A 23,436-nucleotide genomic window follows, 5' to 3' on the forward strand; every position below is an offset into this window, starting at 1 on the left:
CGGGTATCCAGGAGCAAGTGAAAAGAGCGGCAGTATAAACGACAACGGCCCGCAAGCGGGCCGTCGTGACACACGGTGATGGATCAGCTCAGGGCTGCCAGCACTTTGGCGGTGATTGCATCTACCGAACCCACGCCTTCGATGTGGCTGTACTTCGGCTTGCCAGCGTTGGCGGCCGACAGCTTCTGGTAGAAGTCCACCAGCGGCTTGGTCTGGGTGTGGTAGACCGACAGGCGATGACGCACGGTTTCTTCCTTGTCGTCGTCGCGCTGAATCAGGTCTTCGCCAGTAACGTCGTCCTTGCCTTCCACTTTCGGCGGGTTGTACTGAATGTGGTAGGTACGGCCCGAGGCCAGGTGCACGCGGCGGCCCGCCATGCGGCCGACGATCTCTTCGTCGTCGACGGCGATCTCGACCACTGCATCGATGTCGACACCGGCAGCGACCATGGCTTCAGCCTGCGGAATGGTGCGTGGGAAACCGTCGAACAGGCAGCCGTTGGCGCAGTCTGGCTGGGCGATGCGCTCCTTGACCAGGCTGATGATCAGCTCGTCGGAGACCAGCTGGCCGGCATCCATGACTTTCTTGAGCTCCAGGCCCAGCGGGGTACCGGCCTTGACGGCAGCACGCAGCATGTCACCGGTGGAGATCTGTGGGATACCGAACTTCTCGGTGATGAATTTTGCCTGAGTACCTTTACCGGCCCCGGGAGCTCCCAGCAGAATTACGCGCATCTCGTGCTCCTCAAATTTTTTTATGAAATTCAATGGATTCGGCAACCAGGGCCAAGTCCGGAAAATCGGGTATGACCATAAATCGGTCAGAAGGCTGCTCAAGATACACAGCGCCCGTCAGCCAGACAAGCTTCCCAAAGTTGCAGGAATGGGCCATCTGTAGCCAAGGCTGCAGGCGGTTGCGCCCAGCGCAACCACCTTCCCTGCCCTGGTTTGGCCCGCAGGGCGGCCCTGCGCGCGGGCAGCCAGCCGTGGCCTCAGCCTGTGTTGCGCAGGCCTGCGGCAATCCCTGCCACTGTCACCAGCAGGGCCTGCTCCAGCGGGCTGTCCAGAGCGGCTTCACGGCTGCGGGAGCGCGCCAGCAGCTCGGCCTGAAGCTGATGCAGCGGGTCCAGGTAGGTGTTGCGCAGGCTGATGAATTCCAGCGTTTCCGGGCTGTGCGCCAGTAGCACCTGCTGCCCGGTCAGGCCCAATATCACCTGACAGGACTGCGACAATAGGTCGCGCAGATGTGCACCTAAAGGAAGCAACTGCGGTTGCACCAGACGTTCGTCGTAGGCCTCGGCAATCTGCGCATCAGCTTTGGCCAGGACCATCTCCAGCATGTCGATGCGGGTACGGAAGAACGGCCACTGCTCACGCATCTGCGCCAGCAACTCACCCTGCCCCCGTGCCAGTGCATTGCTCAGCGCGGTCTCCCACCCCAACCAGGCCGGCAGCATCAGGCGCGTCTGGGTCCAGCCGAAGATCCATGGAATGGCACGCAGGCTTTCGATGCCACCGGCACGACGCTTGGCCGGGCGGCTGCCCAGCGGCAGGCGCCCCAGCTCCTGCTCGGGTGTGGACTGGCGGAAATACTCGACGAAATCCGGGTTCTCCCGCACCACGCCGCGGTAAGCCTTGACGCCATCGGCGGCCAGTTGGTCCATCAAGGCGCGCCAGGCCGGCTCAGGGGGTGGCGGCGGCAGCAAGGTGGCTTCCAGCACCGCCGCCAGGTACAGGTTGAGGTTCTGCTCGGCGATACCTGGCAAACCAAACTTGAAGCGGATCATCTCGCCTTGCTCGGTGGTGCGAAACCGCCCTGCCACTGACCCCGGTGGTTGCGAGAGGATCGCCGCGTGGGCCGGGCCACCGCCGCGGCCGACAGTGCCGCCACGGCCATGGAACAGCAGCAGTTCGACCTGATGCTCACGACAGATGCGTACCAGATTTTCCTGCGCCCGATATTGGGCCCAGGCCGCGGCGGTGGTCCCGGCATCCTTGGCCGAATCGGAGTAGCCGATCATCACTTCCTGCGGCCCACGCAAGCCCGCACGATAGCCCGGCAGGCCGAGCAGCCGCTCCATCACAGGGCCCGCGTTGTCCAGATCGGCCAGGGTTTCGAACAGCGGCACCACGCGCATCGGCCTGGTCAGGCCGGCTTCCTTGAGCAGCAACTGCACAGCCAGTACATCCGATGCAGCGCCCGCCATGGAGATGACATACGAACCGAGCGATGCGCCCGGCGCCGCAGCGATCTCGCGACAGGTGGCAAGCACTTCGGCAGTGTCCGCCTGGGGCATGAAGTGGGCCGGCAGCAATGGCCGGCGGTTTTTCAATTCGGCCTGCAGGAACGCGATACGCTTGTCTTCATCCCAGTGCGCATAGCTGCCCATGCCCAGATAATCGGTGATCTCCGACAGCGCGTCACGGTGTCGGGCGGCATCCTGGCGCACGTCCAGGCGCCCCAGAAACAGGCCAAAAGTCACCGCACGGCGCAGACTGTCGAGCAATGGCCCATCGGCAATCACGCCCATGCCACATTCGTGCAAGGACTGGTAGCACAGCTCCAGCGGCGCGATCAGGTCACGGTTGTCCACCAGCACATCGGCACTGGCCGGCTGGGTAGCGGTGAGCGACGCATGGGCCCAGGCGCGCGTCGCCCGCAAGCGGTCACGCAATTGCTTGAGCACGGCGCGGTAGGGCTCTGGGGTGTCCCCCACCCGCTCGCGCACAGCGCTGTTGGCCTGCTGCATCGACAACTCTGCCGCCAGCGCGTCGACATCGCGCAAAAACAGGTCGGCCGCCATCCAGCGTGCCAGCAGCAACACTTCGCGTGTCACCGCGGCGGTCACGTTGGGGTTGCCATCACGATCGCCGCCCATCCACGAGGCAAAGCGCACAGGTGCCGCTTCCAGCGGCAGGCGCAGGCCAGTGGCGTCGAACAGCGCCTTGTCCACCTTGCGCAGGTGGCTGGGGATGGCATGCCACAGGGAATGCTCGATCACCGCGAAGCCCCATTTGGCTTCGTCTACAGGCGTTGGCCGGGTGCGCCGGATTTCTTCTGTGTGCCAGGCCTCAGCGATCAACCGGCGCAGGCGCTCGCGCACTTGCTGGCGCTCGACCGGGGTCAAATCACGATGGTCTTGCACGGCCAACTGGCCGGCAATGGCATCGTACTTCTGGATCAATGTGCGGCGTGCCACTTCGGTGGGATGCGCGGTGAGCACCAGCTGGATATCGAGCTTGGCCAATTGCCTGGCCAAGGCATCGTCCTTGTGCCCGGCCTGCTTCAGACGCGCCAGCAACTCAGGCAGCACCCGCGCCTCGAAAGGCTCTGGCTGCTCGGCATCGCGACGCCGGATCAACTGGTACTGCTCGGCCATGTTGGCCAGGTTGAGGAACTGGTTGAAGGCACGTGCCACCGGCAACAAGTCTTCTTCAGCCAGGTTCGCCAAGGTGGAACTCAGCTGTTCGCCGGCGCTGCGCCGGTCCGCCTTGGCGCTATGGCGAATGTCCTCGATTTTCTGCAGGAACGCGTCACCGTGCTGCTGGCGGATGGTTTCGCCAAGCAACTCCCCCAACACATGGACATCTTCACGCAAGCGCACATCGATATCAGTCATTGGCCCTCTCTTCGGCGCGGCTCGCCCGCGCTCTGCTCAGGAAACAGCACTGGCCCAAGAGTGCCCACAGCGGGGCCGCCATGGCAAGCCACGACCGGTAAAGCAAACTAAAGTAAAAGTGCAGCAGTCCGATGCAATGCAGCCTTTCCGAGGCGTTTACAGAGGTCATCATGAAAATCCGCGAACTCGCCCAGCACTGGGAACAGAACGCCGCAGGCACCCTGAGCCCGACCGGCCATACCTTGCACCTGGACCTGGAGTCGGAGGCGCGCCTGGCGGCGCTCATCGACATGTACCCCAAGCGCACCGCCGAGGAACTGCTCGGTGAGCTGGTCGCAGCCGCGCTCGAGGAGCTTGAAGCCAGCTTCCCCTACGTGCAGGGCAACAAGGTCATTTCCACCGATGAAGAAGGCGATCCGCTGTACGAAGACATAGGCTCTACACCGCGCTTTCTGGCGCTTTCAAGGCGCCATCTGCACACCCTCAGCAATCCCGGCGACGGCAGCGGAAGCTGACGCGCCTGCCTCCCGTTCCGGGCTGCCCTCCAGCCCGGAATACCGCTTCTGACAGTGGAAGTTCCGCTCACACACCACTGACCGATCAGTCAGAAATAGTTGGCATTTTTTTCTGAACTATTCAAAAAACGACCCAGTCACAGCCAATAGCCATCACGCTAAAACCCTGCACACTGTCGTCGTGCACCGTTGAGCTGAAGCACACGGCGATGCCAGGGATTGAGCGATGGGATGGACTGCTACGGACATCGTCGTTATCAGGAGTGATCCAATGGAGCTGACCACCATGAAGACCCGCACTTCGAAACTTTCCTCCACTCATGTGCGCGGGTTCAAGCTGGCCGCGCTGGCCCTGGGCAGTAGCCTGGTCCTGGCCGGCTGTGCGGGCAACCCGCCCACTGAGCAGTATGCCGTCACCCAGTCCGCCGTGAACTCCGCCGTCAGCGCTGGCGGTACGGAGTTCGCCGCCGTTGAAATGAAAGCGGCGCAGGACAAGTTCAAGCAGGCCGAAATCGCCATGCACGACAAGAACTACGAGGACGCCAAGCGTCTGGCCGAACAGGCCGAATGGGACGCTCGCCTCGCCGAACGCAAGGCCCAGGCGGCCAAGGCCCAGAAGGCCGTGCAGGACGCCCGCCAGGGCGTTCAGGACGTACGTCAGGAAGGCCTGCGTAGCGCTCAGTGAGCGCCGCCAAGCCTGCCTTAGCCTTCGCACTCGATCAAAGGATGAACACTATGCGCAAACACGTCATGATTCCCGCCCTGCTGGCCCTGAGCGTCGGTCTCGCTGCATGCTCGCACGACCCGAACGCCAACCTGGAGTCGGCCCGTACCAACTTCTCGTCGCTGCAGAGCGACCCGCAGGCGAGCAAAATCGCAGCCCTTGAAACCAAGGACGCACAGGACTGGCTGAACAAGGCCGACAAAGCCTACATGGAGCGTGAGGACAGCAAGAAAGTCGACCAACTGGCCTACCTGACCAACCAGCGCGTTGAAGTGGCCAAGCAGACCATTGCCCTGCGCTCGGCCGAAAACGAGCTGAAAAACGCCTCGGCCCAACGTGCCCAGGCCAAGCTCGATGCCCGTGACGCGCAGATCGCCAAGCTTCAGGACAGCCTGAACGCCAAGCAGACCGACCGCGGTACGCTGGTGACCTTCGGCGATGTACTGTTCGACTTCAACAAGGCCGAACTCAAAAGCAGCGCCTTGCCCAACGTGACCAAGCTGGCCCAGTTCCTCCAGGAAAACCCTGAGCGCAAGGTCATCGTCGAGGGTTACACCGACAGCGTCGGTTCGGCCAACTACAACCAGACACTGTCCGAGCGTCGCGCCGGTGCCGTGCGCATGGCGCTGGTACGTGCAGGCGTGGACCCTGCGCGCATCGTCGCTCAAGGCTACGGCAAGGAATACCCGGTTGCTGACAACAGCAGCAACTCGGGCCGTGCGCAAAACCGCCGGGTGGAGGTGACCATCTCCAACGACAACCAGCCGGTAGCGCCGCGTTCGGTGAGCCAGGTGCAGTAAGGCTCACAGGTCGATAAAAGAACCCCGCCTTCATGGCGGGGTTCTTCTTTTTCATCGTTGGTTCGAGCGGGTCATTGCACTTGTTGCGGGGTCTGCTCACCCATGCAACGCACCGCACGCTTGCGGTTGTCGACCAGTACCCCGGTAAGGCCCTTTTGCGCTGTGTCGAACAGCACCAGCACACCGTCCACACACTGCGCCACCTGCGGCGCTGGGTCGAGGGAAACCTTGTAGTCCTCACCAGGTACGGTCTTGAGCATGGTGAAATCCTGCAGCAACAACGCATCCTCCGGCTTGGCGAAATGCAGGTAGCCGTAATACCACAGAGCCCCCACCGTCACGATGATGCTGCCGACACCGGTCAGGATCAGCGGGATGGCGTTGCGTTCTTCACTCATTGCTTGTTCTTCTCGTCAGGGTAGTTGGGCACTTCGGCCAGCCGCCGCAGGCCGTTGAAATGGCGGGGGTCATCAAGAAAACGCACCATCACCTGGCGCCAGACCGGGTCGGCAAAGGTCTGTACATGGCCGCCGCGGGTCAGTTGCAGCACCCGTGGTGGCGGTGCGTGCTGGTACAGGCGAATGCCGTTGTTCATCGGTACCAGGTTGTCGTCGATGCTATGGAAGAACAGCTTGGGTGGGCTGCTCAGGCGCTCGACCGAACGGATCGCGCTGTCACCATCGGGTACCAGCCAGGACAACGGCACCTGCAAGGGCCAGGTCAACCACGATGTGCTCAGCGCAAAGCGCCCGACATCGCGGTAACTGGCCGGCACGCCATCGAACACCAGTGCGCTGAAGCGCAGGCATTGCTCGGGGTGGGCTGCCAGGTAGTGGATGGCCATTGCCCCGCCCAGGCTCTGCCCCAGCAATACCAGGGGTTTGCCCTTGACCTCGGGGGCCTGGTCGAGCCATGCCATGGCCGCTGCGATGTCATTGTAGACCTGTGGCAAGCCGGGCTTGCCCTGGGACAGGCCATAGCCCCGGTAATCGATCATCAGCACCTGATAGCCCTGCTCCGGCAGCCAGTAGCTACCGCCCAGGTGCCCAGCCAGATTGCCGCCATTGCCGTGCAAGTGCAGCACCGTGCCCTTGACCTCGACATCCGCCTTGGCCGGCAGCCACCAGCCATGCAGGCGGACGCCGTCGGCGGTGGTCAGGGTGACATCGCGGTACTGCAGCTTGGCACGCTCGGGCGTGAACGGCTGGCCCGGTTCCGGGTAGAACAACAGGCTGCTGCACCCGCCCAGGCCCAACAGCGCCAAACCCAGGACCAGGCAGCGGCAGCGCTCAAAGAATGTTCGCGTAGTCGGCTTCAATGCGATCAAGGCTCAGGTGGTTGAGGAAGTTGGAGAAGCACATCCAGGCCGACAGCGCATTGAGGTCGCGAAACTGCTCCGGCAGGTACTTGGGCGGTTCCACCAGGCCTTCTTCGACCAGCTGACGCAAGGTACGCATGTCTTCGAGGGTAGTCTTGCCGCAGAACAGCAGTGGAATCTGCTCGAGTTTGCCCTTTCTCACGGCCAACTGAATGTAGTTGTAAACCATGATGAAACCCTTGAGGTAGGACAAATCCTTGGTAAATGGCAGACCATTGGGCACCGAGCCGCGGAACACCCGGCTTGCATTGCTGTAGCTCTGCGCCATTTCAAAGCCCTGGGCGCGGAAAAACTCGAACACCTGGAGGAAATCGGCGCCCTCCTCGACCATGTGGATGGCGCGCGTGCGGTTGGTGAGCTTGCGCAGACGGCTGGGGTAAGAGGCGAAGGCGATCACCTCCATGAGAATCGCCAAACCCTCCTGAGTCACCGTCGACGAAGGCGGGCCCTTCGACAGGAAGGTGCAGATCGGCTGGTTGAGGCCGTTGAGCGTGGTGCCCACATGCACCAGCCCCTCGTGCACTTCCAGCGCGCGCACATCACGGCTGTTGAACATGGCGTCAGCGCGCACCTTGATGTAGTCGGCCCCTGCCGCCGCATCGGCGACGATGCCGTCGGACTCGAACACCCGGATGGTTTCCTCGGCCTCGCCGAACACCTTGTTCAGGCGGCGCTGGAGGATGTCCACGGCCTCCTTGGCAGTCAGGTTTTTCGGCTCGTCCTTAAGGTCACCACGGCCGTCGATGTTGTTCAGGTAATCGGAAAGCATCAGGCCAAGGTCGGCCAGCGTCGGGTCGCCAGCGTGGAAGGCATCGGACGCCGCGCCATAGAGTTCCTGGGAGATCAGGCCGAAATCCTCGGTGCCGCGTGCTTCGAGCATGCGCACCACCATGCGGTACTCCTTGCACATGCGCCGCATGATCTGCCCCACCGGGTTGAACTGCCCCAATTGCCGGGTGATGTCGCGCTCGATGCTCTGGAACTCGGCCTTGACCGCACTTGAGTCGAACGACAGCGGCCGCGACTGGTAATAGGCGCGGTCCACTGCAGGCGGCTCTTTGCCCTTGGCCTTCAGAAAGCCCTGGCGGATGTTGTCATCCCACTTGACCGCATCGAGCACACGGATCGGGGTTTGCGCGGTGACGATGCGATCGGACAGTGCGCGTATGGTCTGCTGGTACTCGTCCACCGGGAACTCCTTTCTAGAACAAGGCACCTGTACTGGCCCCTCGCCGGCAAGCCGGCGAGGGCCTGTACGGTCATTTGCCGCTGCGCTGGAAGCGCGCCACCTCGACGAACAGGTCGGAGTTGGCCGGGTCATCCAGATAGGCCAGCACCCGCTCCGACGGGCTGTCGATCAGCACGCCCTCACCGTTGTCCTCCGGTACCTCGGTGTTGCGCCCGGTCAGCTCTTTTTTCTCGACCGCCTGCTGCACCTGTTCCACATCAAGGTTGTAGATCACCAGTTCCTTGCCATCGACGATATCGAAACCGCCAATCAGGAAATGGCCGCCCAGGCGCTTGGGTACACCGGCAGAGAGGTACCAGCGGTTGCCGTGGCGTGACACGGTGAAGACGTACTCTTCGGGTTTCTTGCCCTTGGCCGTGGCCACGGCCTTGTAGGCATCGGCGCCGCTGCGGCTGATGGCTAGCTTCAGTGGCTCGCCCCAGGCGTCCTTGCTGCTCCACTTGCCCAGCAGGGCCTTGGGCGCCGCCTGATTGCTCGGCAACGGCTCATGGAAGGTCACCAGACAACCGCCCAGCAGGAGGAATGACAACGTCAACAACACCACACGCCAGGCTTTCATCAGGTTCTCCTTGAAAGTTCGTTCTCGGCTCAGGCCGATGCCAACACCAGGTGCAGGTAACGGGTAAGCATAGCGAGCATCTGCCCATCGGCTTGCGCATCGGCATCCTTGAGCAGGCCCTGATATTCCATCTGCTCGATAATCGCCGTCAACATCTGGGCGTCCTGTTCCGGTTGCTGCGAGCCGACCACCTGTAACAGCTGGCGCGTGCCATGCAGCAGAATCTGCTCGTGGGCGCACACCAGCTCGGCCAGGCGCGGGCACAGCAGCGCTTCCTGGCGGAAGGCTTGCTCGGCCATCAGGAAGTCGCGGCGGTTGACCAACTGACGGGAAACGTAGTCGGCAGTCATCTGCGCCACTTCGTCAGCCAGACGCGCCCTTGATTGCGCACTGCCATCACCCTGGGCAAGCAGCTGGCGCAGCACCACTTCGGTGTTGGCCCACAGCTTGGCCATGTAGGCGGCGCTGCGTTCGACGTATTGGGCGAAGGTATCGGTGAGCAGGTCCTCGATATCCTTGAAGTAGTAGGTCGTGGCCGACAGCGGCACACCGGCCTCGGCGGCGACCGCACGGTGGCGCACGCCACGCACGCCATCACGCACGACAATGCGCATGGCGGCGTCGAGGATCAACTGGCGGCGCTGTTCGCTGCCTTGGCGGGCGGTCTTGCGACCCTGGTATTGCACGCTTTCGGCGACGGCGGTGGCAATGCCGGCGGCGCCTTGCTGGGCCATTGCGGGTGTCACGGGTGTACCTCATTGATCTTGGGGTGACTGCACCGGCCCTTTCGCCGGCTTGCCGGCGATAGGGCCCTGACAAACAACATAAGGCTTCAGGCAAGAAAAAGCCGCCCCGAAAGGCGGCTTGTTCAATTCACTCAGGCCTGTGGGCGCATGTGCGGGAACAGGATCACGTCGCGAATCGAAGGCGAGTTGGTCAGCAGCATCACCAGGCGGTCGATGCCGATGCCTTCACCAGCAGTCGGTGGCATGCCGTACTCCAGGGCGCGAACGAAGTCGGCATCGTAGTGCATGGCTTCGTCGTCACCGGCGTCCTTCTCGGCCACCTGGGCCAGGAAGCGCTCTGCCTGGTCTTCGGCGTCGTTGAGCTCGGAGTAGGCGTTGGCGATCTCGCGGCCACCGATGAACAGCTCGAAGCGGTCGGTCACGGCCGGGTTGTCGTCGTTGCGGCGGGCCAGCGGCGAAACTTCGAACGGGTATTCGGTAATGAAGTGCGGCTGCTCCAGCTTGTGCTCGACCAGCTCTTCGAAAATCATCACCTGCAGCTTGCCCAGGCCCTCGTGGCCCAGCACCTTGGCACCGGCTTTCTTGGCGATGTCGCGGGCGCGGTCAACGTCCTGCAGGTCGGCCGCAGTCAGTTCAGGGTTGTACTTGAGGATCGAGTCGAACACCGACAGGCGCACGAACGGCTCACCAAAGTGGAACACCTTGTCGCCATACGGTACATCGGTGCTGCCCAGGACCAGCTGGGCTAGCTCGCGGAACAGTTCCTCGGTGAGGTCCATGTTGTCACGGTAGTCAGCGTAGGCCTGGTAGAACTCGAGCATGGTGAACTCGGGGTTGTGCCGGGTCGAAACGCCTTCGTTACGGAAGTTGCGGTTGATCTCGAACACTTTCTCGAAACCACCGACCACCAGGCGCTTGAGGTACAGCTCCGGCGCGATACGCAGGAACATGGCCATGTCCAGGGCGTTGTGGTGGGTTTCGAACGGTTTGGCCGCGGCACCGCCAGGAATGGTCTGCAGCATCGGCGTTTCGACTTCCAGGAAGTCGCGGTCGATGAGGAACTTGCGGATATGCGAGATCACCTGCGAACGCACACGGAAGGTGTGGCGGGTTTCTTCGTTGACCATCAGGTCGACATAACGCTGGCGGTAGCGCTGCTCGGTATCGGTCAGGCCGTGGTGCTTGTCCGGCAGCGGGCGCAGCGACTTGGTCAGCAGGCGTACGTTGGTCATTTCAACGTACAGGTCGCCCTTGCCGGAGCGGGCCAGGGTGCCTTCGGCGGCGATGATGTCGCCCAGGTCCCAGGTCTTGACCGCGGCCAGGGTTTCTTCCGGCAGGGTCTTGCGGTTGACGTAGACCTGGATGCGCCCGGTCATGTCCTGGATCACCATGAACGAGCCACGGTTGAGCATGATGCGACCGGCTACCTTGACCGGGATCGCTGCAGCTTCCAGCTCTTCCTTGGTCTTGTCGACGTATTGCTTCTGCAGGTCGTTGCAGTAGCTGTCGCGGCGGAAGTCGTTGGGGAAGGCCTGACCCTTCTCGCGCTCGGCGGCAAGCTTTTCCTTGCGCAGGGCGATCAGGGTGTTTTCTTCCTGTTGCAGGTCTTGCGATTCGGTCTTGAGGTCGCTCATGTCGTCATTCTTTCCATCAGGTATTCGTTGCCCTTTTCGGGCAGGGCACGCGATGCCGGCGTGCGGGCATCGCGGCGGTGGTGTGCGGCTTACAGCCCCTGCTTGAGGCTCGCTTCCAGATACTGGTCGATGTCGCCATCCAGCACCTTGTTGCAGTCGCTGCGCTCGACGCCGGTACGCAGGTCCTTGATACGCGAGTCATCCAGCACGTAGGAGCGGATCTGGTGGCCCCAGCCGATGTCCGACTTGCTGTCTTCCAGCGCCTGGGAGGCGGCGTTGCGCTTTTGCATTTCCAGCTCGTACAACTTGGCCCGCAGCATTTTCATGGCGGTGTCCTTGTTGGCATGCTGGGAGCGTTCGTTCTGGCACGCCACCACGGTGTTGGTCGGCACGTGGGTGATACGTACCGCCGAATCGGTGGTGTTCACGTGCTGACCACCGGCACCGGAGGAACGGTAAGTGTCGATGCGCAGGTCGGACGGGTTGATGTCGATCTCGACCTTGTCGTCGATCTCGGGCGACACGAACACCGCCGAGAACGAGGTGTGGCGACGGGCACCGGAGTCGAACGGGCTCTTGCGTACCAGGCGGTGCACGCCGATTTCGGTGCGCAGCCAGCCGAAGGCGTACTCGCCCTTGATGTGCACGGTGGCGCCCTTGATGCCGGCGACTTCGCCCTCGGAAAGCTCGATGATGGTGGCGTCGAAACCGCGCTTGTCGGCCCAGCGCAGGTACATGCGCAGCAGGATGTTGGCCCAGTCCTGCGCTTCGGTACCGCCAGAGCCGGCCTGGATGTCCAGGTAGGCGTTGTTCATGTCCATCTCGCCGCTGAACATGCGACGGAACTCAAGCTGGGCCAGTTTTTCTTCCAGGCCTTGCAGCTCGGTCACGACGTCGCTCACGGCGCTTTCGTCATTTTCCTCGACGGCCATGTCGAGCAGATCCTGGCAGTCGGCCAGGCCGCCGGACATCTTGTCCAGGGTCTCGACGACCTGCGCCAGCATGGCACGTTCGCGGCCCAGGGCCTGGGCGTACTCGGGCTTGTTCCAGACGGCCGGGTCTTCCAGCTCGCGGTTGACTTCGATCAGGCGGTCAGCTTTTTGATCGTAGTCAAAGATACCCCCGAATGGACTGGGAACGCTCGGTGAGGTCCTTGATGGTGTTCAGGATCGGTTGGATTTCCATGGCGCGCGGCTCTCGTACGAATTCGGTGAAAAGCCCGCGAGTATAACCGATCCAGGGAGCTGCGGCAGCCCGTTGGGCAGCCGCTTGAACCTCAGGCGATACCGACCTGGTTACGCCCGCTGTTCTTGGCCTGGTACAACCCCTTGTCGGCTGCCGAGATCAATTGCCGACAATGGCTGCCGATCGCCGGCGTCTGGGTCGCCAGGCCGATGCTCACGGTCAGGCGCGAATCGTCTTGCGATGCCGTATGCGGGATATTCAGACCATGTACGGTCTGGCGCAGCTTCTCCGCCACCAGCCGCGCACCGCCCGGGGAGGTGTTGGGCAATACCAGCGCGAACTCCTCGCCCCCGTAGCGCGCCGGCAGGTCGGTAGGCCGTGAGCAGGAGCCGCGGATGGCCTCTGCAACCTGGCGCAGCGCTTCATCACCTGCCAGGTGGCCGAAGCTGTCGTTGTAGACCTTGAAGTAGTCGACATCGATCATCAGCAGCGACAACTGCTGCTGCTCACGCATGGCCCTGCGCCATTCCAGTTCCAGGTACTCATCGAAATGGCGGCGGTTGGACAGACCGGTGAGGCCATCGGAGTTCATCAGCCGCTGCAGCATCAGGTTGGTGTCGAGCAGTTGCTGCTGGCTCACGCGCAGCGCCCGGTAGGCCTCGTCACGCTGCAGCAGGGTCAGGTACGAGCGGGAGTGGTAGCGGATGCGAGCCACCAGTTCGATGGTATCCGGCAGCTTGACCAGGTAGTCGTTGGCCCCGGCAGCGAAGGCCGCACTTTTGACCAAAGGGTCTTCCTTGGTCGACAGAACGATGATCGGGATGTCCCGGGTAGCCGGATTGTTACGGTATTCGCGCACCAGGGTCAGGCCGTCGAGGCCCGGCATGATCAGGTCCTGGAGGATCACCGTAGGTTTGATGCGCATGGCCTGAGCCACCGCCTGATGGGGGTCGGCGCAGAAATGGAAATCGATGTTTTCCTCATGGGCCAGGCCACGACGCACCGCTTCGCCGATCATCGCCTGATCGTCGACCAGCAAGACCATCGCCGAATTTTCATTGGCGGTCGCAAACCCTTCGATCGGTAGATCAATCATCCCTATTCACCTGATCACGGCCGCAGGGGCGGTGTGATTCAATACATATCGTCATTGTGCAAAGATTTCCATCAGGCGCCCGGCGATTCGCTCCAGCGGACGGATTTCCACCGCTGCATCGATTGCCGCGGCGGCTTTGGGCATACCGTAGACTGCGCTGCTGGACTGGTCCTGAGCAATGGTCAGGAAGCCTTGCTGGCGCATCAGTTTCAGGCCTTGGGCACCATCGCGGCCCATGCCGGTGAGCAGCACGCCCACCGCCTGCCCGCGCCAATAGCGCGCCACACTTTCGAAGAACACATCGATCGAGGGCCGGTAGATTTCGTTGACAGGTTCGGCAGTGTAGGCCAACTGGCCGTTGTTCAGCAGGCGTATGTGGTGATTGGTGCCCGCCAGCAGGACCTGCCCAGGCTGCGGCGGCTCCCCTTCACGGGCCAGGCGCACCGGCATGCCGCAGGCACTGCCAAGCCATTCTGCCATGCCGGCAGCGAACACCTGGTCAACATGCTGGACCAGCACGATGGATGCCGGGAACGCTTTGGGCAGGCCCTTTAGCAGCACCTCGAGGGCCGCAGGCCCGCCGGCCGATGAGCCGATCGCCACCAGGCCGCGGCGCTGGGCGGCATCGCGTAACGGCGCGGCGACCGGTTTGGTCGCGCTGGGCCGCTGTTGGCCGATCAACCAGCTGATGTTGAGGATCTTGCGCAGCAACGGCGCCGCCGCTTCCCGCGCATCACCCGCGCCCAGCGCCGGGGTGTCGACCACATCAAGGGCCCCATGGCCCATGGCCTCGAACACGCGGTGCACGTTCTGCTTGCGGTCGACGGTGACGATGACGATGGCACACGGCGTCTCGGCCATGATCCGCCGGGTCGCCTCCACACCATCCATCACCGGCATGATGAGGTCCATGAGAATCAGGTCGGGCGTTGCCTGGGCACACTGGCGCACGGCCTCGGCGCCATTGCTGGCCACCCAGATCACCTCATGCGCAGGCTCCAGGGCCAGGGCCCGGCGCAACGCCTCTACCGCCATGGGCATATCGTTGACGATGGCGATCTTCATCCTTGAGCACCTCCGATCAGTTCAACCACGGCGTCGAGCAACGCATCGTCGTGGAAGCTGGCTTTTGCCAAATAGTAGTCGGCGCCAGCGTCCAGGCCTCGCCGTCGATCTTCTTCGCGGTCCTTGTACGACACCACCATCACAGGCAGCGACTGCAGGCGCTGGTCGCGGCGCACCAAGGTGACCAGCTCGATACCGTCCATTCGCGGCATGTCGATGTCGGTGATCAGCAGGTCGAAATACTCGCTACGCAGTGCATTCCAACCGTCCATGCCATCGACTGCCACGGCCACCTCGAAACCGCGGTTGCTCAGCAGCTTGCGTTGCAGCTCGCGTACGGTGAGCGAGTCGTCGACAACCAGAATGCGCTTGCGGCTGGCGCCACGGCCTGCCTGCACGCCGCGCTCGATGCGCTCCAGGCGGCCGGTGCTGAGCAGTTTCTCGACCGAGCGCAGCAAGTCTTCGACATCGACGATCAACACCACCGAACCGTCGTCCAGCAGCGCCCCCGCGGAAATGTCCTGGACCTTGCCCAGCCGTGCATCGAGCGGCATCACGACCAGCACCCGCTCACCGATCAGCCGCTCCACGGCCACACCGTAAAGCTGTTCACGTTCGCGGATCACCACGACCCGCAAAGCGCTTTCATCACCTTGCGCGGCGGGCCGGTTGAGCAACTGGCTGGCCGCCACCAGACCGATATGCCGGCCCTCGTGCCAAAAATGCTGACGCCCCTCGATTTGCACGATCTGCTCGGCCGTCACCTCCAAGGTGCGCTCGATATGCGCCAGCGGGAACGCATAAGCCTCCCCGCCGACTTCCACCACGAGGCTGCGTACCACCGAAAGGGTCAACGGCACTTCCAGATGGAAGCGGCAGCCCTGGCCGGCCTGCTGGGTCAGCTCGATCGAGCCGCGCAGGTCCCGCACCAGATGCTGCACCGCGTCCAGGCCAACACCGCGGCCGGAGACTTCGGTCACTTTGTCGCGCATGCTGAAGCCCGGCAGGAACAGGAAGGTCAGCAGCTCCGTCTCGCTCATCTGCGCCACGGTGTCCGCCGGGGACAAGCCGCGCTGAACGATACTGCGCTGCAGCCGTTGCAGGTCGATACCGGCGCCGTCATCGCTCAGTTCAAGGATCAACAGGCCGGCCTGGTGGGAGGCTCGCAGGCGTATTGCACCTTCTTCCGGTTTGCCCGCCAACAGCCGCTGCTCAGGCAGTTCAATACCATGGTCGACTGCATTGCGCAGCAAATGGGTCAACGGCGCTTCGAGCTTTTCCAGCACATCGCGGTCGACCTGGGTCTTTTCACCGTCTATCTGCAGACGCACCTGCTTGCCCAGCGAGCGGCCCAGGTCTCGCACCATACGGCTCTGGCCGGTAAGCACATCGGCAAACGGGCGCATGCGGCAGGCCAGGGCTGTGTCGTACAGCAACTGCGCGCGCTGGCTGGCCTGCCAGCCGAATTCGTCAAGGTCGGCGGTCTGCTGTTGCAGGATGTGCTGGGTTTCCATCAGCAGCCGTTGCGCCTGGGCCAGTGCTTCCAACACCGGCAGGCTCTGGCCGCTGCCTTCCAACTGGGCTTTCAGGCCATCGAGGGCGCGCATGCCTTGGCCGTGCATGCGCTTGAGGCGCTGCAGGGTGGCCAGATAGGGTTTGAGGCGCTGGGTCTCGACCAGCGACTTGCTCGACAAGTCGAGCAGGCTGTTGAGCCGATCGGCAGTTACCCGCAACACCCGCTCGCCACCTTGCGCGCCGCGCTTGGATGCCCTGCGCGGCACGGGAGGCTCTGCTTCGGGCTCAAGCTCGGGGGTAACCAGCTCGACCGTGGGCAATGGTGTCTGGGCCGGCACGCTGGAAGGCACAGGTGCACCGGGAGGGTCCAGCAAGCCAGCCATCTGGGCCAGAAAACCGGGTACCGCCCCCTCACCGGCAGGGTCCCCGGGCGTTGCGACATGCAACAGCAGGTCGGTACCGCGCAGCAAGGCATCGATATGTTCAGCGCGCAGCAGCAGCCGGCCTTCCTGGGCCGCTACCAGGCAATCTTCCATCACATGGGCCACGCTGACCCCGGCGTCGATGCCCACGATGCGTGCAGCACCCTTCAAAGAGTGCGCAGCACGCATGCAGGCTTCCAATTGAGCGGCCTGGGTCGGGTTGCGCTCCAGCGCCATCAGCCCTGTGATGAGCACCTGGGTCTGAGCTTCGGCTTCCAGGCTGAACAGCTCGAGCAACGATGCGTCGCGCATTTGCTCAGGGGTCATGACAGGCTCCGCTGCACGGCAGACAGTAGTTGTTGTTCGTCCAGCACACGCACGCTGCGCCCGCGCCACTGCAGTACGGCGGCGGTGAACGGTGCAGTATCTTCAGTGGCGCCCGGTAGTGTGAACTCCAGGCGATGAATACCGTCGATCTCGTCCACCGCCAGCACCACTGGCCCGCCTGCCGCCGCCAGAATCAACATGCGCGGCATCGCCCGGCTGCTGCGCGCAGGCTCCGGCAAGCGCGCCAGCCCCAGCATTTCGCTCAGCAACAGGCACGGCACCAGTGCGCCACGCACATTGGCTACCCCTTGCAGCACCCTGGAACGCTGATGCGGCAATGAATGTACCGGCTGCACCGGGGCGATCTCGGCCAGGCAGGCGGTCGCCAAGGCCAGCCACTCCTCACCCAGACGAAACAGCAGCAGCGAGCGCCCGACGCTGGACTCGACCTGCGCCGCCTCGTGCAACTGATCGTCCTGAGCCAGTGCATAGCGGTCCAGCAGACGGGTAGCGGCCGCAGCATAGACTTCACAGTTGCGACAATGGATATGCCTTTGCAGCAGCGGGCATTGCTTGTCGCCGTGCACGCCGATCCGGTTCCAGCAATCGTCGATGCGCTCATCGTCCTGGGCGAGCAGCGCAATTGCGTGTTCGACGCTCATCGTTCAGCCCCCCTGCCAGCGCGTGCCGCGCGTTCGTGCAAGCGGCGAGCGCCGGCTTCGTCGCCTTGGGCCGCCAGCAACATGGCCAGGTGCAGCAACGCCTCAGGGTGCTGCGGCTCCAGGTACAGGGCTTTGCGGTAGTGCGTCTGGGCTTGCCGGGCATCGCCTTCGGTATCGCTGAGCAGTCCCAGCCAGTAATACACCTGAGCCTTGGGCTCGAACTGCTGCAGGTAGCGCTGGCAATTGGCACGCGCTTGCGTGCCCTCACCCGCGTTGGCCTGCCTCGCGATGAGGGCCAGCAACTCACTTTCGCTCTCGCGCTGCACCACTGTGGGTGGGGCAACCGGAACCGAGCGCAAGGGCCGCGAAATGGGCGCAGGGGCAGGCACGGGGCGGCTCGGTGCGAGTGGCGCCGGCGGGATGAGCCGAGGCTGTGCTGGCGCATCCAACGGCTGGCGGACATAGGCGAACGACTGGGCAATGCCCAGCGGCCGCATACCCAGCCTTGCCAGAAGGCTGCCCTCGGCCGGCCCGATAAACAGTACGCCGTGCTCGTGGGTAAGGCGCTTGAGCACCTCGAACACGCGCTGCTGGGTCGCCACGTCGAAGTAGATCAGCAAGTTGCGGCAGAACACGAAGTCGTAATAACCGTCACGGCTGCCCAGCGCCGGGTCGAGCACGTTGCCCACGGCCAGGTTCACCTGTGCACGCACCCGCTCATTCAGCTCATGGCCTTCGGCGAGCGCGTGGAAGTGGCGCTCGCGAAAGGCCAGATCAACGCCGCGGAACGAGTTGCGACCGTAGACCGCCTGCACGCCCTTGGCCACCGAATTGGGGCTGATGTCGATACCGTCGATGCGAAACGCAGCCGGGTTCATGCCCGAATCGAGCAGTGCCATGGCCAGGGAATAAGGTTCTTCACCCGTGGAGCACGGCAGGCTCAGCAAGCGTAGCGGCCGCTCGCCGGCAAGTTCGGCCAGGCGTTTGTGGGCCAGCCCGACCAGCGCGGTAAACGACTCCCGGTAGCGGAAGAACCAGGTTTCCGGGACGATCACCGCTTCGATAAGCGCCTGTTGCTCATCTGCCGATTGCTGCAAGCACAGCCAATAGTCGTGAAGGTCTTGGGCGTTGACCGCGACACGGCGCTGCTGCAAGGCACGCTCGACCATGGGCGCGCCGACCGATTCGACATCCAGGCCGATGCGCTCTTGCAGAAAGCGGAAAAACCGTTGCTCGCTCATGCCGACACCTGCCCCGACTGTTGTGGGAACAGCAGTTCGCGCACAGTATCAGACAGCAAGTCATCGACCTCGATACGCTGTAGCAGGCCGTTGGCGTCCTGGCGAACCGGGCCCAGGTAACGCGCTTCGGGGTTGTCCAGCCCATACGGCTGAAACTCCTCAGCGAGGCAGCGCAAGGTCTCGGTAGCCTGTTCAAGGATCAGCCCCAACTGATGCTCGCCGCGATAGCGCACCAGCACCAGCCGTGTGCTGGTGCGCGCAGTGGCAGGCTGACCAAAGCTCAGGGCCGACAGGTCGACCACCGGCACCAGCACGCCACGATGGGCAACGATGCCGGCAACCCAGGCCGGCGCCTGGGCGATCGGCTTGAGTGGCAGGCGAGGTAGCACTTCGACCACCTGGCGCACATCCAGGGCGAAACGTTGGTCGTTGAGACGAAATAGCAGGTACAGCTTGCCCTTGGCGCTGGCCGCTGCTGCCGCATGCGTGTGCAGGTCAGTCATGGCGGTCAGACTTTGAAGCGCGATACACCACCGCGCAGGCCCGCGGCCACCTGGCTCAACTCGTCGATGGCGAAGCTGGCCTGGCGCAGCGATTCCACCGTCTGCGTGCTGGCATCGCTGAGCTGGGCCAGTGCCTGGTTGATCTGCTCGGCACCGGTAGCCTGGGCCTGCATGCCTTCGTTGACCATCAACACCCGCGGCGCCAGCGCCTGTACCTGATGGATGATCTGGCTCAGCTGTTCGCCCACCTGCTGCACTTCGAACATGCCACGGCGCACTTCTTCGGAAAACTTGTCCATGCCCATGACCCCTGCCGATACCGCCGACTGGATTTCCCGAACCATCTGCTCGATGTCGTAGGTGGCCACGGCCGTCTGGTCCGCCAGGCGCCGCACCTCGGTGGCCACGACGGCAAAGCCGCGCCCGTACTCACCGGCCTTTTCCGCTTCGATGGCGGCATTGAGCGAAAGCAGGTTGGTCTGGTCGGCGACCTTGACGATGGTCACCACCATCTGCGTGATGTTGCTGGCCTTTTCGTTGAGGATCGCCAGCTTGGCATTGACCAGGTCGGCTGCGCCCATGACCTGGTGCATGGTGTCCTCCATGCGCGCCAGGCCCTGCTGGCCGGAACCTGCCAGGCTCGAAGCCTGGTCGGCGGCACTGGTGACTTCGGTCATGGTGCGCACCAGGTCGCGCGAGGTCGCGGCAATCTCACGCGAGGTGGCACCAATCTCGGTGGTGGTCGCAGCGGTTTCGGTGGCGGTGGCCTGCTGTTGCTTGGAGGTGGCCGCAATTTCAGTGACCGATGTGGTCACCTGTACCGAAGAGCGCTGGGCCTGGGACACCAGCTTGGCCAGCGCCTCGGCCATCTCGTTGAAGCCGCTTTCGATGGCGCCGAACTCGTCCTTGCGGTCCAGGCTCAGGCGCATGCTCAAGTCGCCCGAGCGCAGCTTGTCGAGGGCATGCACCACGCGCTGTACGGGGGCGGTGATGGCGCGCATCAGCAGCAGGCCGCAGATACCCGCCGCGACGATCGCCAACAACAGCGAAACGATCATGCTGCCTTTGGCGGTGCTCACGGCACCGACAATCTCGTGGTTAGCGGCGTCGGCGGCTTCGCGGTTGTACTCGATCATCGTGTTGAGATGATTGCGCCCCTGCGACCAGACCGGTGTCAGAACGTCCTTGATCAACCGCTCTGCCTCGGCATAATCCTGCCGTCGATAGGCTTCCATCACCTGGCCGATGACATGGGTGTAGTTTGCCTCCATCTGGAGAAAGGTGTCGAAATGGGCCTGGTCGTCCTTGTCGTGAATGGTGCCTTGGTAGCTGGCCAGGTGTTGCTTGAGGCGTTCGTCGAAGCTTTTGAACAGCTCCATGTCGGCTGCCGTGATCTCGCGGTGGTCGGACAACCCCACCAGCTGCTGGCTGGTGACGTAGCTGTCGACCCAGGCACTGCGGATCATCGAACTGTAGTAGACCCCCGGAATGCTGTCGGTACCTACTGCCTCCTCGGCACTTTCGATCGCCACCAGCCGCGAGTAAGCAGCTACGACCATCAGCAACATGATGGCGATGATCACGGCGAAACTTGCCAGGATCCGTTGGCGCAAGGTCCAGTTCTTCACATTCAGCCCTCAGGAATTCACAACGAGCGGGAAAAATCGCCGAAGTATAGCCCAGGCTTCCTACGCTTATGCGGCTGAATATGCGGGGTTAACCAGGCATCCCTGCCTGATGGCCAGGCCATTTACCCGTCATTGACCTGCGGCAAGTCGGGCCTGGCTCTCCAGTTCCTGGCGCAACGCCGGGTCCAGGCGAAGCTGGCGGGCCAGTTCGTCCAGGTATGCACGCTCCATGAAGTTCTCCTGATCGACCATCATCAGGCTGGCCAGGTACATCTCGGCGGCCATCTCCGGCGTTTGTGCAGCACGCGCGACTTCGGCCGGGTCCAGTGGCTTGTTCAGCTCGGCGTGCAACCAGTGCTGCAGTTCGCGGTCGCTGTCCAGGCGGGTGAATTCGCCTTCGATCAGCGCGCGCTCGCGCTCGTCGATGTGGCCATCGGATTTGGCCGCCGCCACCAACGCCCGCAATACCGCCTGGCTATGCTGCTCGACCTGGGCCGGCGGCAGGCGATCGAGGGTTTGCGGTTCGCCCCCCTGCCCTGCGCCCTGGCGGGCCTGCCAGTTGCCATAGGCCTTGTAGGCCAGCACGCCGAGCGCGGCGAGGCCGCCGTAGGTGATCACTTTGCCCCCGTACTTGCGCGCCTTCTTGCTGCCCAACAGCAAGCCCAGGGCGCCAGCCCCAAGCGCCCCGCCCCCGGCGCCGGAAAGCAGGCTGCCCAAGCCTCCTGAGCCTGTGGCCGGCTTGCCTGCGCCGGACTGTTTGTTCAACAGTTCCTGGCCGGATTTGAGCAGTTGATCGAGCAGACCCCGAGTATTCATTCGCATGTCTCCACGCAGCGGAAAGTAACGTCCAGAGTAAGGCTTGCAAGGCCAAGGGCCACCTGTGGATTTGCTTCCGGATGTTGCATTGGCAGGCAAAAAGCCAACTAGACTCGAGATCGTCACAAGCACCCCATGCTGGTAGCAATCGCAACACTGCGGTCTGGATGACTGCCCGACCACGCCCCCAAACGCAGCCGCCCAGGCGCCGGCCGCAGACACAACAGGAGCCCCCGATGCAAACCAACATGCTGATCAACGGTCGCCTGGTCGCAGGCGATGGCCCGGCCTGGACCGTGCTCAACCCCGCTGAAGGCAGTGCCTTGGCACAGATCAACGAAGCCACCGAGGCCCAGGTCGATACGGCGGTGCGTGGCGCCGACCATGCCTTCGACAGCTGGTCGCAGACCAGCCCGAAAGAGCGCTCGCTGGCCCTGCTGGCACTGGCCGACACGATTGAGGCGCATGCCGATGAACTGGCCAGGCTGGAGTCGCAAAATTGTGGCAAACCCTTCACTGCGGCCCTGAACGACGAAATACCGGCCATCGCCGATGTGCTGCGCTATTTTGCCGGCGCCGCCCGCTGCCTCGGTGGCTCGGCGGCCGGTGAATACCTGCCAGGGCACACCTCGATGATCCGCCGCGACCCGCTGGGCGTAGTGGCCTCGATCGCACCCTGGAACTATCCGCTGATGATGCTGGCGTGGAAGATCGCCCCAGCCTTGGCCGCTGGCAATACCGTGGTCATAAAACCGTCCGAGCTGACCCCGCTGACCGCCCTGCGCCTCGGCGAACTGGCCAAGGACGTACTGCCTGCCGGCGTGCTCAACATCCTCTTCGGCCGCGGCCAGACGGTCGGCAACCCACTGGTTACCCACCCCAAGGTGCGTATGGTCTCGCTGACTGGCTCGATCCCTACCGGCGCGCACATCATCGGCGCCACGGCGGGCAGCGTTAAGCGCATGCACATGGAACTGGGCGGCAAGGCGCCTGTGCTGGTGTTCGACGATGCCGACATCGATGCCGCCATCGACGGTATCCGCACCTTCGGTTTCTACAACGCAGGCCAGGACTGCACCGCGGCCTGCCGCCTGTATGTGCAGGCCGGCATCTACGAACGCTTCGTCGAACGCCTCGGCAAAGCCGTGGCCAGCCTTAAAACCGGCCTGCAGGATGCCGAAGACACCGAACTCGGCCCGCTGATCAGCGCCCAGCACCGTGACAAGGTGGCCGGCCTGGTCGGGCGCGCCATCGCCCAGCCGCACATTCGCCTGGTCACCGGGGGCAAGGCACTACCGGGGGATGGCTTCTTCTTCGAGCCAACGGTGCTGGCCGATGCGCTGCAGGATGACGAGATCGTGCGCCACGAAGTGTTTGGCCCGGTGGTGTCGGTAACGCGCTTCACCGACGAAGCACAGGCGCTGGAATGGGCCAACGACTCGGAGTACGGCCTGGCTTCGTCGGTGTGGACCCGCGACACAGGCCGCGCCCACCGCCTGGCGGCACGGTTGCAGTATGGCTGCACCTGGGTCAATACCCACTTCATGCTGGTCAGCGAAATGCCCCATGGCGGGCAGAAGCATTCAGGGTATGGGAAGGACATGTCGATGTATGGGTTGGAGGATTACACCTGCGTGCGGCACGTGATGATCAAGCATTGAACGTGATGTGAAGCTACCGGCCTATCCTGAGACAAGTCAGCAAGGAGGCCGGTACAAAGTGGCGATCGTCCTCGCATGAATACCTAGGACC

The 23,436-nt window shown here is 63.3% G+C and carries 21 protein-coding genes; 4 read left to right on the forward strand and 17 right to left on the reverse strand.

Going from position 1 to position 23,436, the window contains the following annotated elements; all coding sequences use genetic code 11:
* Positions 1-83: 83 nt before the first annotated feature.
* Positions 84-734: an adenylate kinase gene (gene adk, locus NGJ21_RS04055; protein ID WP_012270800.1), complete on the reverse strand. Its 651-nt coding sequence runs from the start codon at positions 732-734 to the stop codon at positions 84-86.
* 257 nt (positions 735-991) lie between these two features.
* Complete coding sequence (gene ppc, locus NGJ21_RS04060) at positions 992-3,619, reverse strand: phosphoenolpyruvate carboxylase (protein WP_174142361.1); 2,628 nt, start codon at positions 3,617-3,619, stop codon at positions 992-994.
* Between the two features lie 170 nt (positions 3,620-3,789).
* Between ppc and NGJ21_RS04065 the strand changes: the two genes are divergently transcribed.
* The 3 genes from NGJ21_RS04065 to lptF all read left to right on the forward strand — a co-directional run bounded on the left by NGJ21_RS04065 (position 3,790) and on the right by lptF (position 5,658).
* The gene (locus tag NGJ21_RS04065) at positions 3,790-4,134 is read left to right on the forward strand and encodes a pilin assembly protein (RefSeq protein ID WP_251961863.1); all 345 of its coding nucleotides are present in this window, start codon (positions 3,790-3,792) and stop codon (positions 4,132-4,134) included.
* Positions 4,135-4,405: 271 nt separating this feature from the next.
* Positions 4,406-4,819 carry a DUF4398 domain-containing protein gene (locus NGJ21_RS04070; protein ID WP_012315930.1) on the forward strand — a complete coding sequence of 138 codons (414 nt, stop codon included), beginning with the start codon at positions 4,406-4,408 and terminating at the stop codon, positions 4,817-4,819.
* Positions 4,820-4,869: 50 nt separating this feature from the next.
* Positions 4,870-5,658, forward strand: coding sequence for a lipotoxin F family OmpA-related lipoprotein LptF (gene lptF / locus NGJ21_RS04075; RefSeq protein ID WP_115274017.1), 789 nt, complete (start codon positions 4,870-4,872; stop codon positions 5,656-5,658).
* Positions 5,659-5,729: 71 nt separating this feature from the next.
* On the opposite strand, the gene NGJ21_RS04080 is transcribed toward lptF, so the two are convergent.
* The 15 genes from NGJ21_RS04080 to NGJ21_RS04150 form a co-directional block, all read right to left on the reverse strand.
* Positions 5,730-6,056 carry a PA3694 family proteiin gene (locus NGJ21_RS04080; RefSeq protein ID WP_012315932.1) on the reverse strand — a complete coding sequence of 109 codons (327 nt, stop codon included), beginning with the start codon at positions 6,054-6,056 and terminating at the stop codon, positions 5,730-5,732.
* On the reverse strand, positions 6,053-6,976 hold the full coding sequence (locus NGJ21_RS04085; protein WP_177010524.1) for an alpha/beta hydrolase: 924 nt from the start codon (positions 6,974-6,976) through the stop codon (positions 6,053-6,055). The genes NGJ21_RS04080 and NGJ21_RS04085 overlap by 4 nt, the downstream gene beginning before the upstream one ends.
* Entirely contained in the window at positions 6,948-8,225 is a 1,278-nt protein-coding gene (locus NGJ21_RS04090) for a flavohemoglobin expression-modulating QEGLA motif protein (protein WP_039602209.1), read from the reverse strand. The genes NGJ21_RS04085 and NGJ21_RS04090 overlap by 29 nt, the downstream gene beginning before the upstream one ends.
* 70 nt (positions 8,226-8,295) lie before the next feature.
* The gene (locus NGJ21_RS04095; RefSeq protein WP_115274015.1) at positions 8,296-8,844 is read right to left on the reverse strand and encodes a hypothetical protein; all 549 of its coding nucleotides are present in this window, start codon (positions 8,842-8,844) and stop codon (positions 8,296-8,298) included.
* A 29-nt stretch (positions 8,845-8,873) separates the two neighbouring features.
* Complete coding sequence (locus NGJ21_RS04100) at positions 8,874-9,578, reverse strand: TetR/AcrR family transcriptional regulator (protein WP_046784346.1); 705 nt, start codon at positions 9,576-9,578, stop codon at positions 8,874-8,876.
* 143 nt (positions 9,579-9,721) lie between these two features.
* Entirely contained in the window at positions 9,722-11,224 is a 1,503-nt protein-coding gene (gene lysS / locus NGJ21_RS04105; protein ID WP_012315937.1) for a lysine--tRNA ligase, read from the reverse strand.
* 89 nt (positions 11,225-11,313) lie between these two features.
* Positions 11,314-12,409 (reverse strand): peptide chain release factor 2 gene (gene prfB / locus NGJ21_RS04110; protein WP_115274014.1). Its coding sequence is split into 2 segments (ribosomal slippage): positions 11,314-12,336 and positions 12,338-12,409, totalling 1,095 coding nucleotides; the frame shifts between segments, so codons are not numbered across the junction.
* A 91-nt stretch (positions 12,410-12,500) separates the two neighbouring features.
* Positions 12,501-13,505: a Wsp signal transduction system regulator diguanylate cyclase WspR gene (gene wspR / locus NGJ21_RS04115; RefSeq protein WP_046784348.1), complete on the reverse strand. Its 1,005-nt coding sequence runs from the start codon at positions 13,503-13,505 to the stop codon at positions 12,501-12,503.
* Positions 13,506-13,556: 51 nt separating this feature from the next.
* Positions 13,557-14,570, reverse strand: a complete 1,014-nt coding sequence (locus NGJ21_RS04120) for a chemotaxis response regulator protein-glutamate methylesterase (RefSeq protein WP_119687683.1) — start codon at positions 14,568-14,570, stop codon at positions 13,557-13,559.
* A complete protein-coding gene (locus NGJ21_RS04125) occupies positions 14,567-16,834 on the reverse strand; it encodes a hybrid sensor histidine kinase/response regulator (RefSeq protein WP_251961864.1) in 2,268 nt (755 codons plus the stop codon). The genes NGJ21_RS04120 and NGJ21_RS04125 overlap by 4 nt, the downstream gene beginning before the upstream one ends.
* Complete coding sequence (locus tag NGJ21_RS04130; protein WP_119687685.1) at positions 16,831-17,496, reverse strand: chemotaxis protein CheW; 666 nt, start codon at positions 17,494-17,496, stop codon at positions 16,831-16,833. The genes NGJ21_RS04125 and NGJ21_RS04130 overlap by 4 nt, the downstream gene beginning before the upstream one ends.
* Positions 17,493-18,737, reverse strand: coding sequence for a CheR family methyltransferase (locus NGJ21_RS04135; protein WP_251961865.1), 1,245 nt, complete (start codon positions 18,735-18,737; stop codon positions 17,493-17,495). Before NGJ21_RS04135 ends, NGJ21_RS04130 begins: the two co-directional genes overlap by 4 nt.
* Entirely contained in the window at positions 18,734-19,240 is a 507-nt protein-coding gene (locus tag NGJ21_RS04140; protein ID WP_115274010.1) for a chemotaxis protein CheW, read from the reverse strand. The genes NGJ21_RS04135 and NGJ21_RS04140 overlap by 4 nt, the downstream gene beginning before the upstream one ends.
* Positions 19,241-19,245: 5 nt before the next feature.
* Complete coding sequence (locus NGJ21_RS04145) at positions 19,246-20,808, reverse strand: methyl-accepting chemotaxis protein (RefSeq protein WP_231386448.1); 1,563 nt, start codon at positions 20,806-20,808, stop codon at positions 19,246-19,248.
* Between the two features lie 189 nt (positions 20,809-20,997).
* Positions 20,998-21,684, reverse strand: a complete 687-nt coding sequence (locus tag NGJ21_RS04150) for a tellurite resistance TerB family protein (protein WP_251961866.1) — start codon at positions 21,682-21,684, stop codon at positions 20,998-21,000.
* Positions 21,685-21,920: 236 nt separating this feature from the next.
* Between NGJ21_RS04150 and NGJ21_RS04155 the strand changes: the two genes are divergently transcribed.
* Positions 21,921-23,345 carry a gamma-aminobutyraldehyde dehydrogenase gene (locus tag NGJ21_RS04155; RefSeq protein ID WP_237860085.1) on the forward strand — a complete coding sequence of 475 codons (1,425 nt, stop codon included), beginning with the start codon at positions 21,921-21,923 and terminating at the stop codon, positions 23,343-23,345.
* Positions 23,346-23,436 lie beyond the last annotated feature (91 nt).

This window comes from Pseudomonas sp. Marseille-Q5299 (assembly GCF_943737035.1).
In the GTDB taxonomy this organism is placed as follows: domain Bacteria; phylum Pseudomonadota; class Gammaproteobacteria; order Pseudomonadales; family Pseudomonadaceae; genus Aquipseudomonas; species Aquipseudomonas putida_E.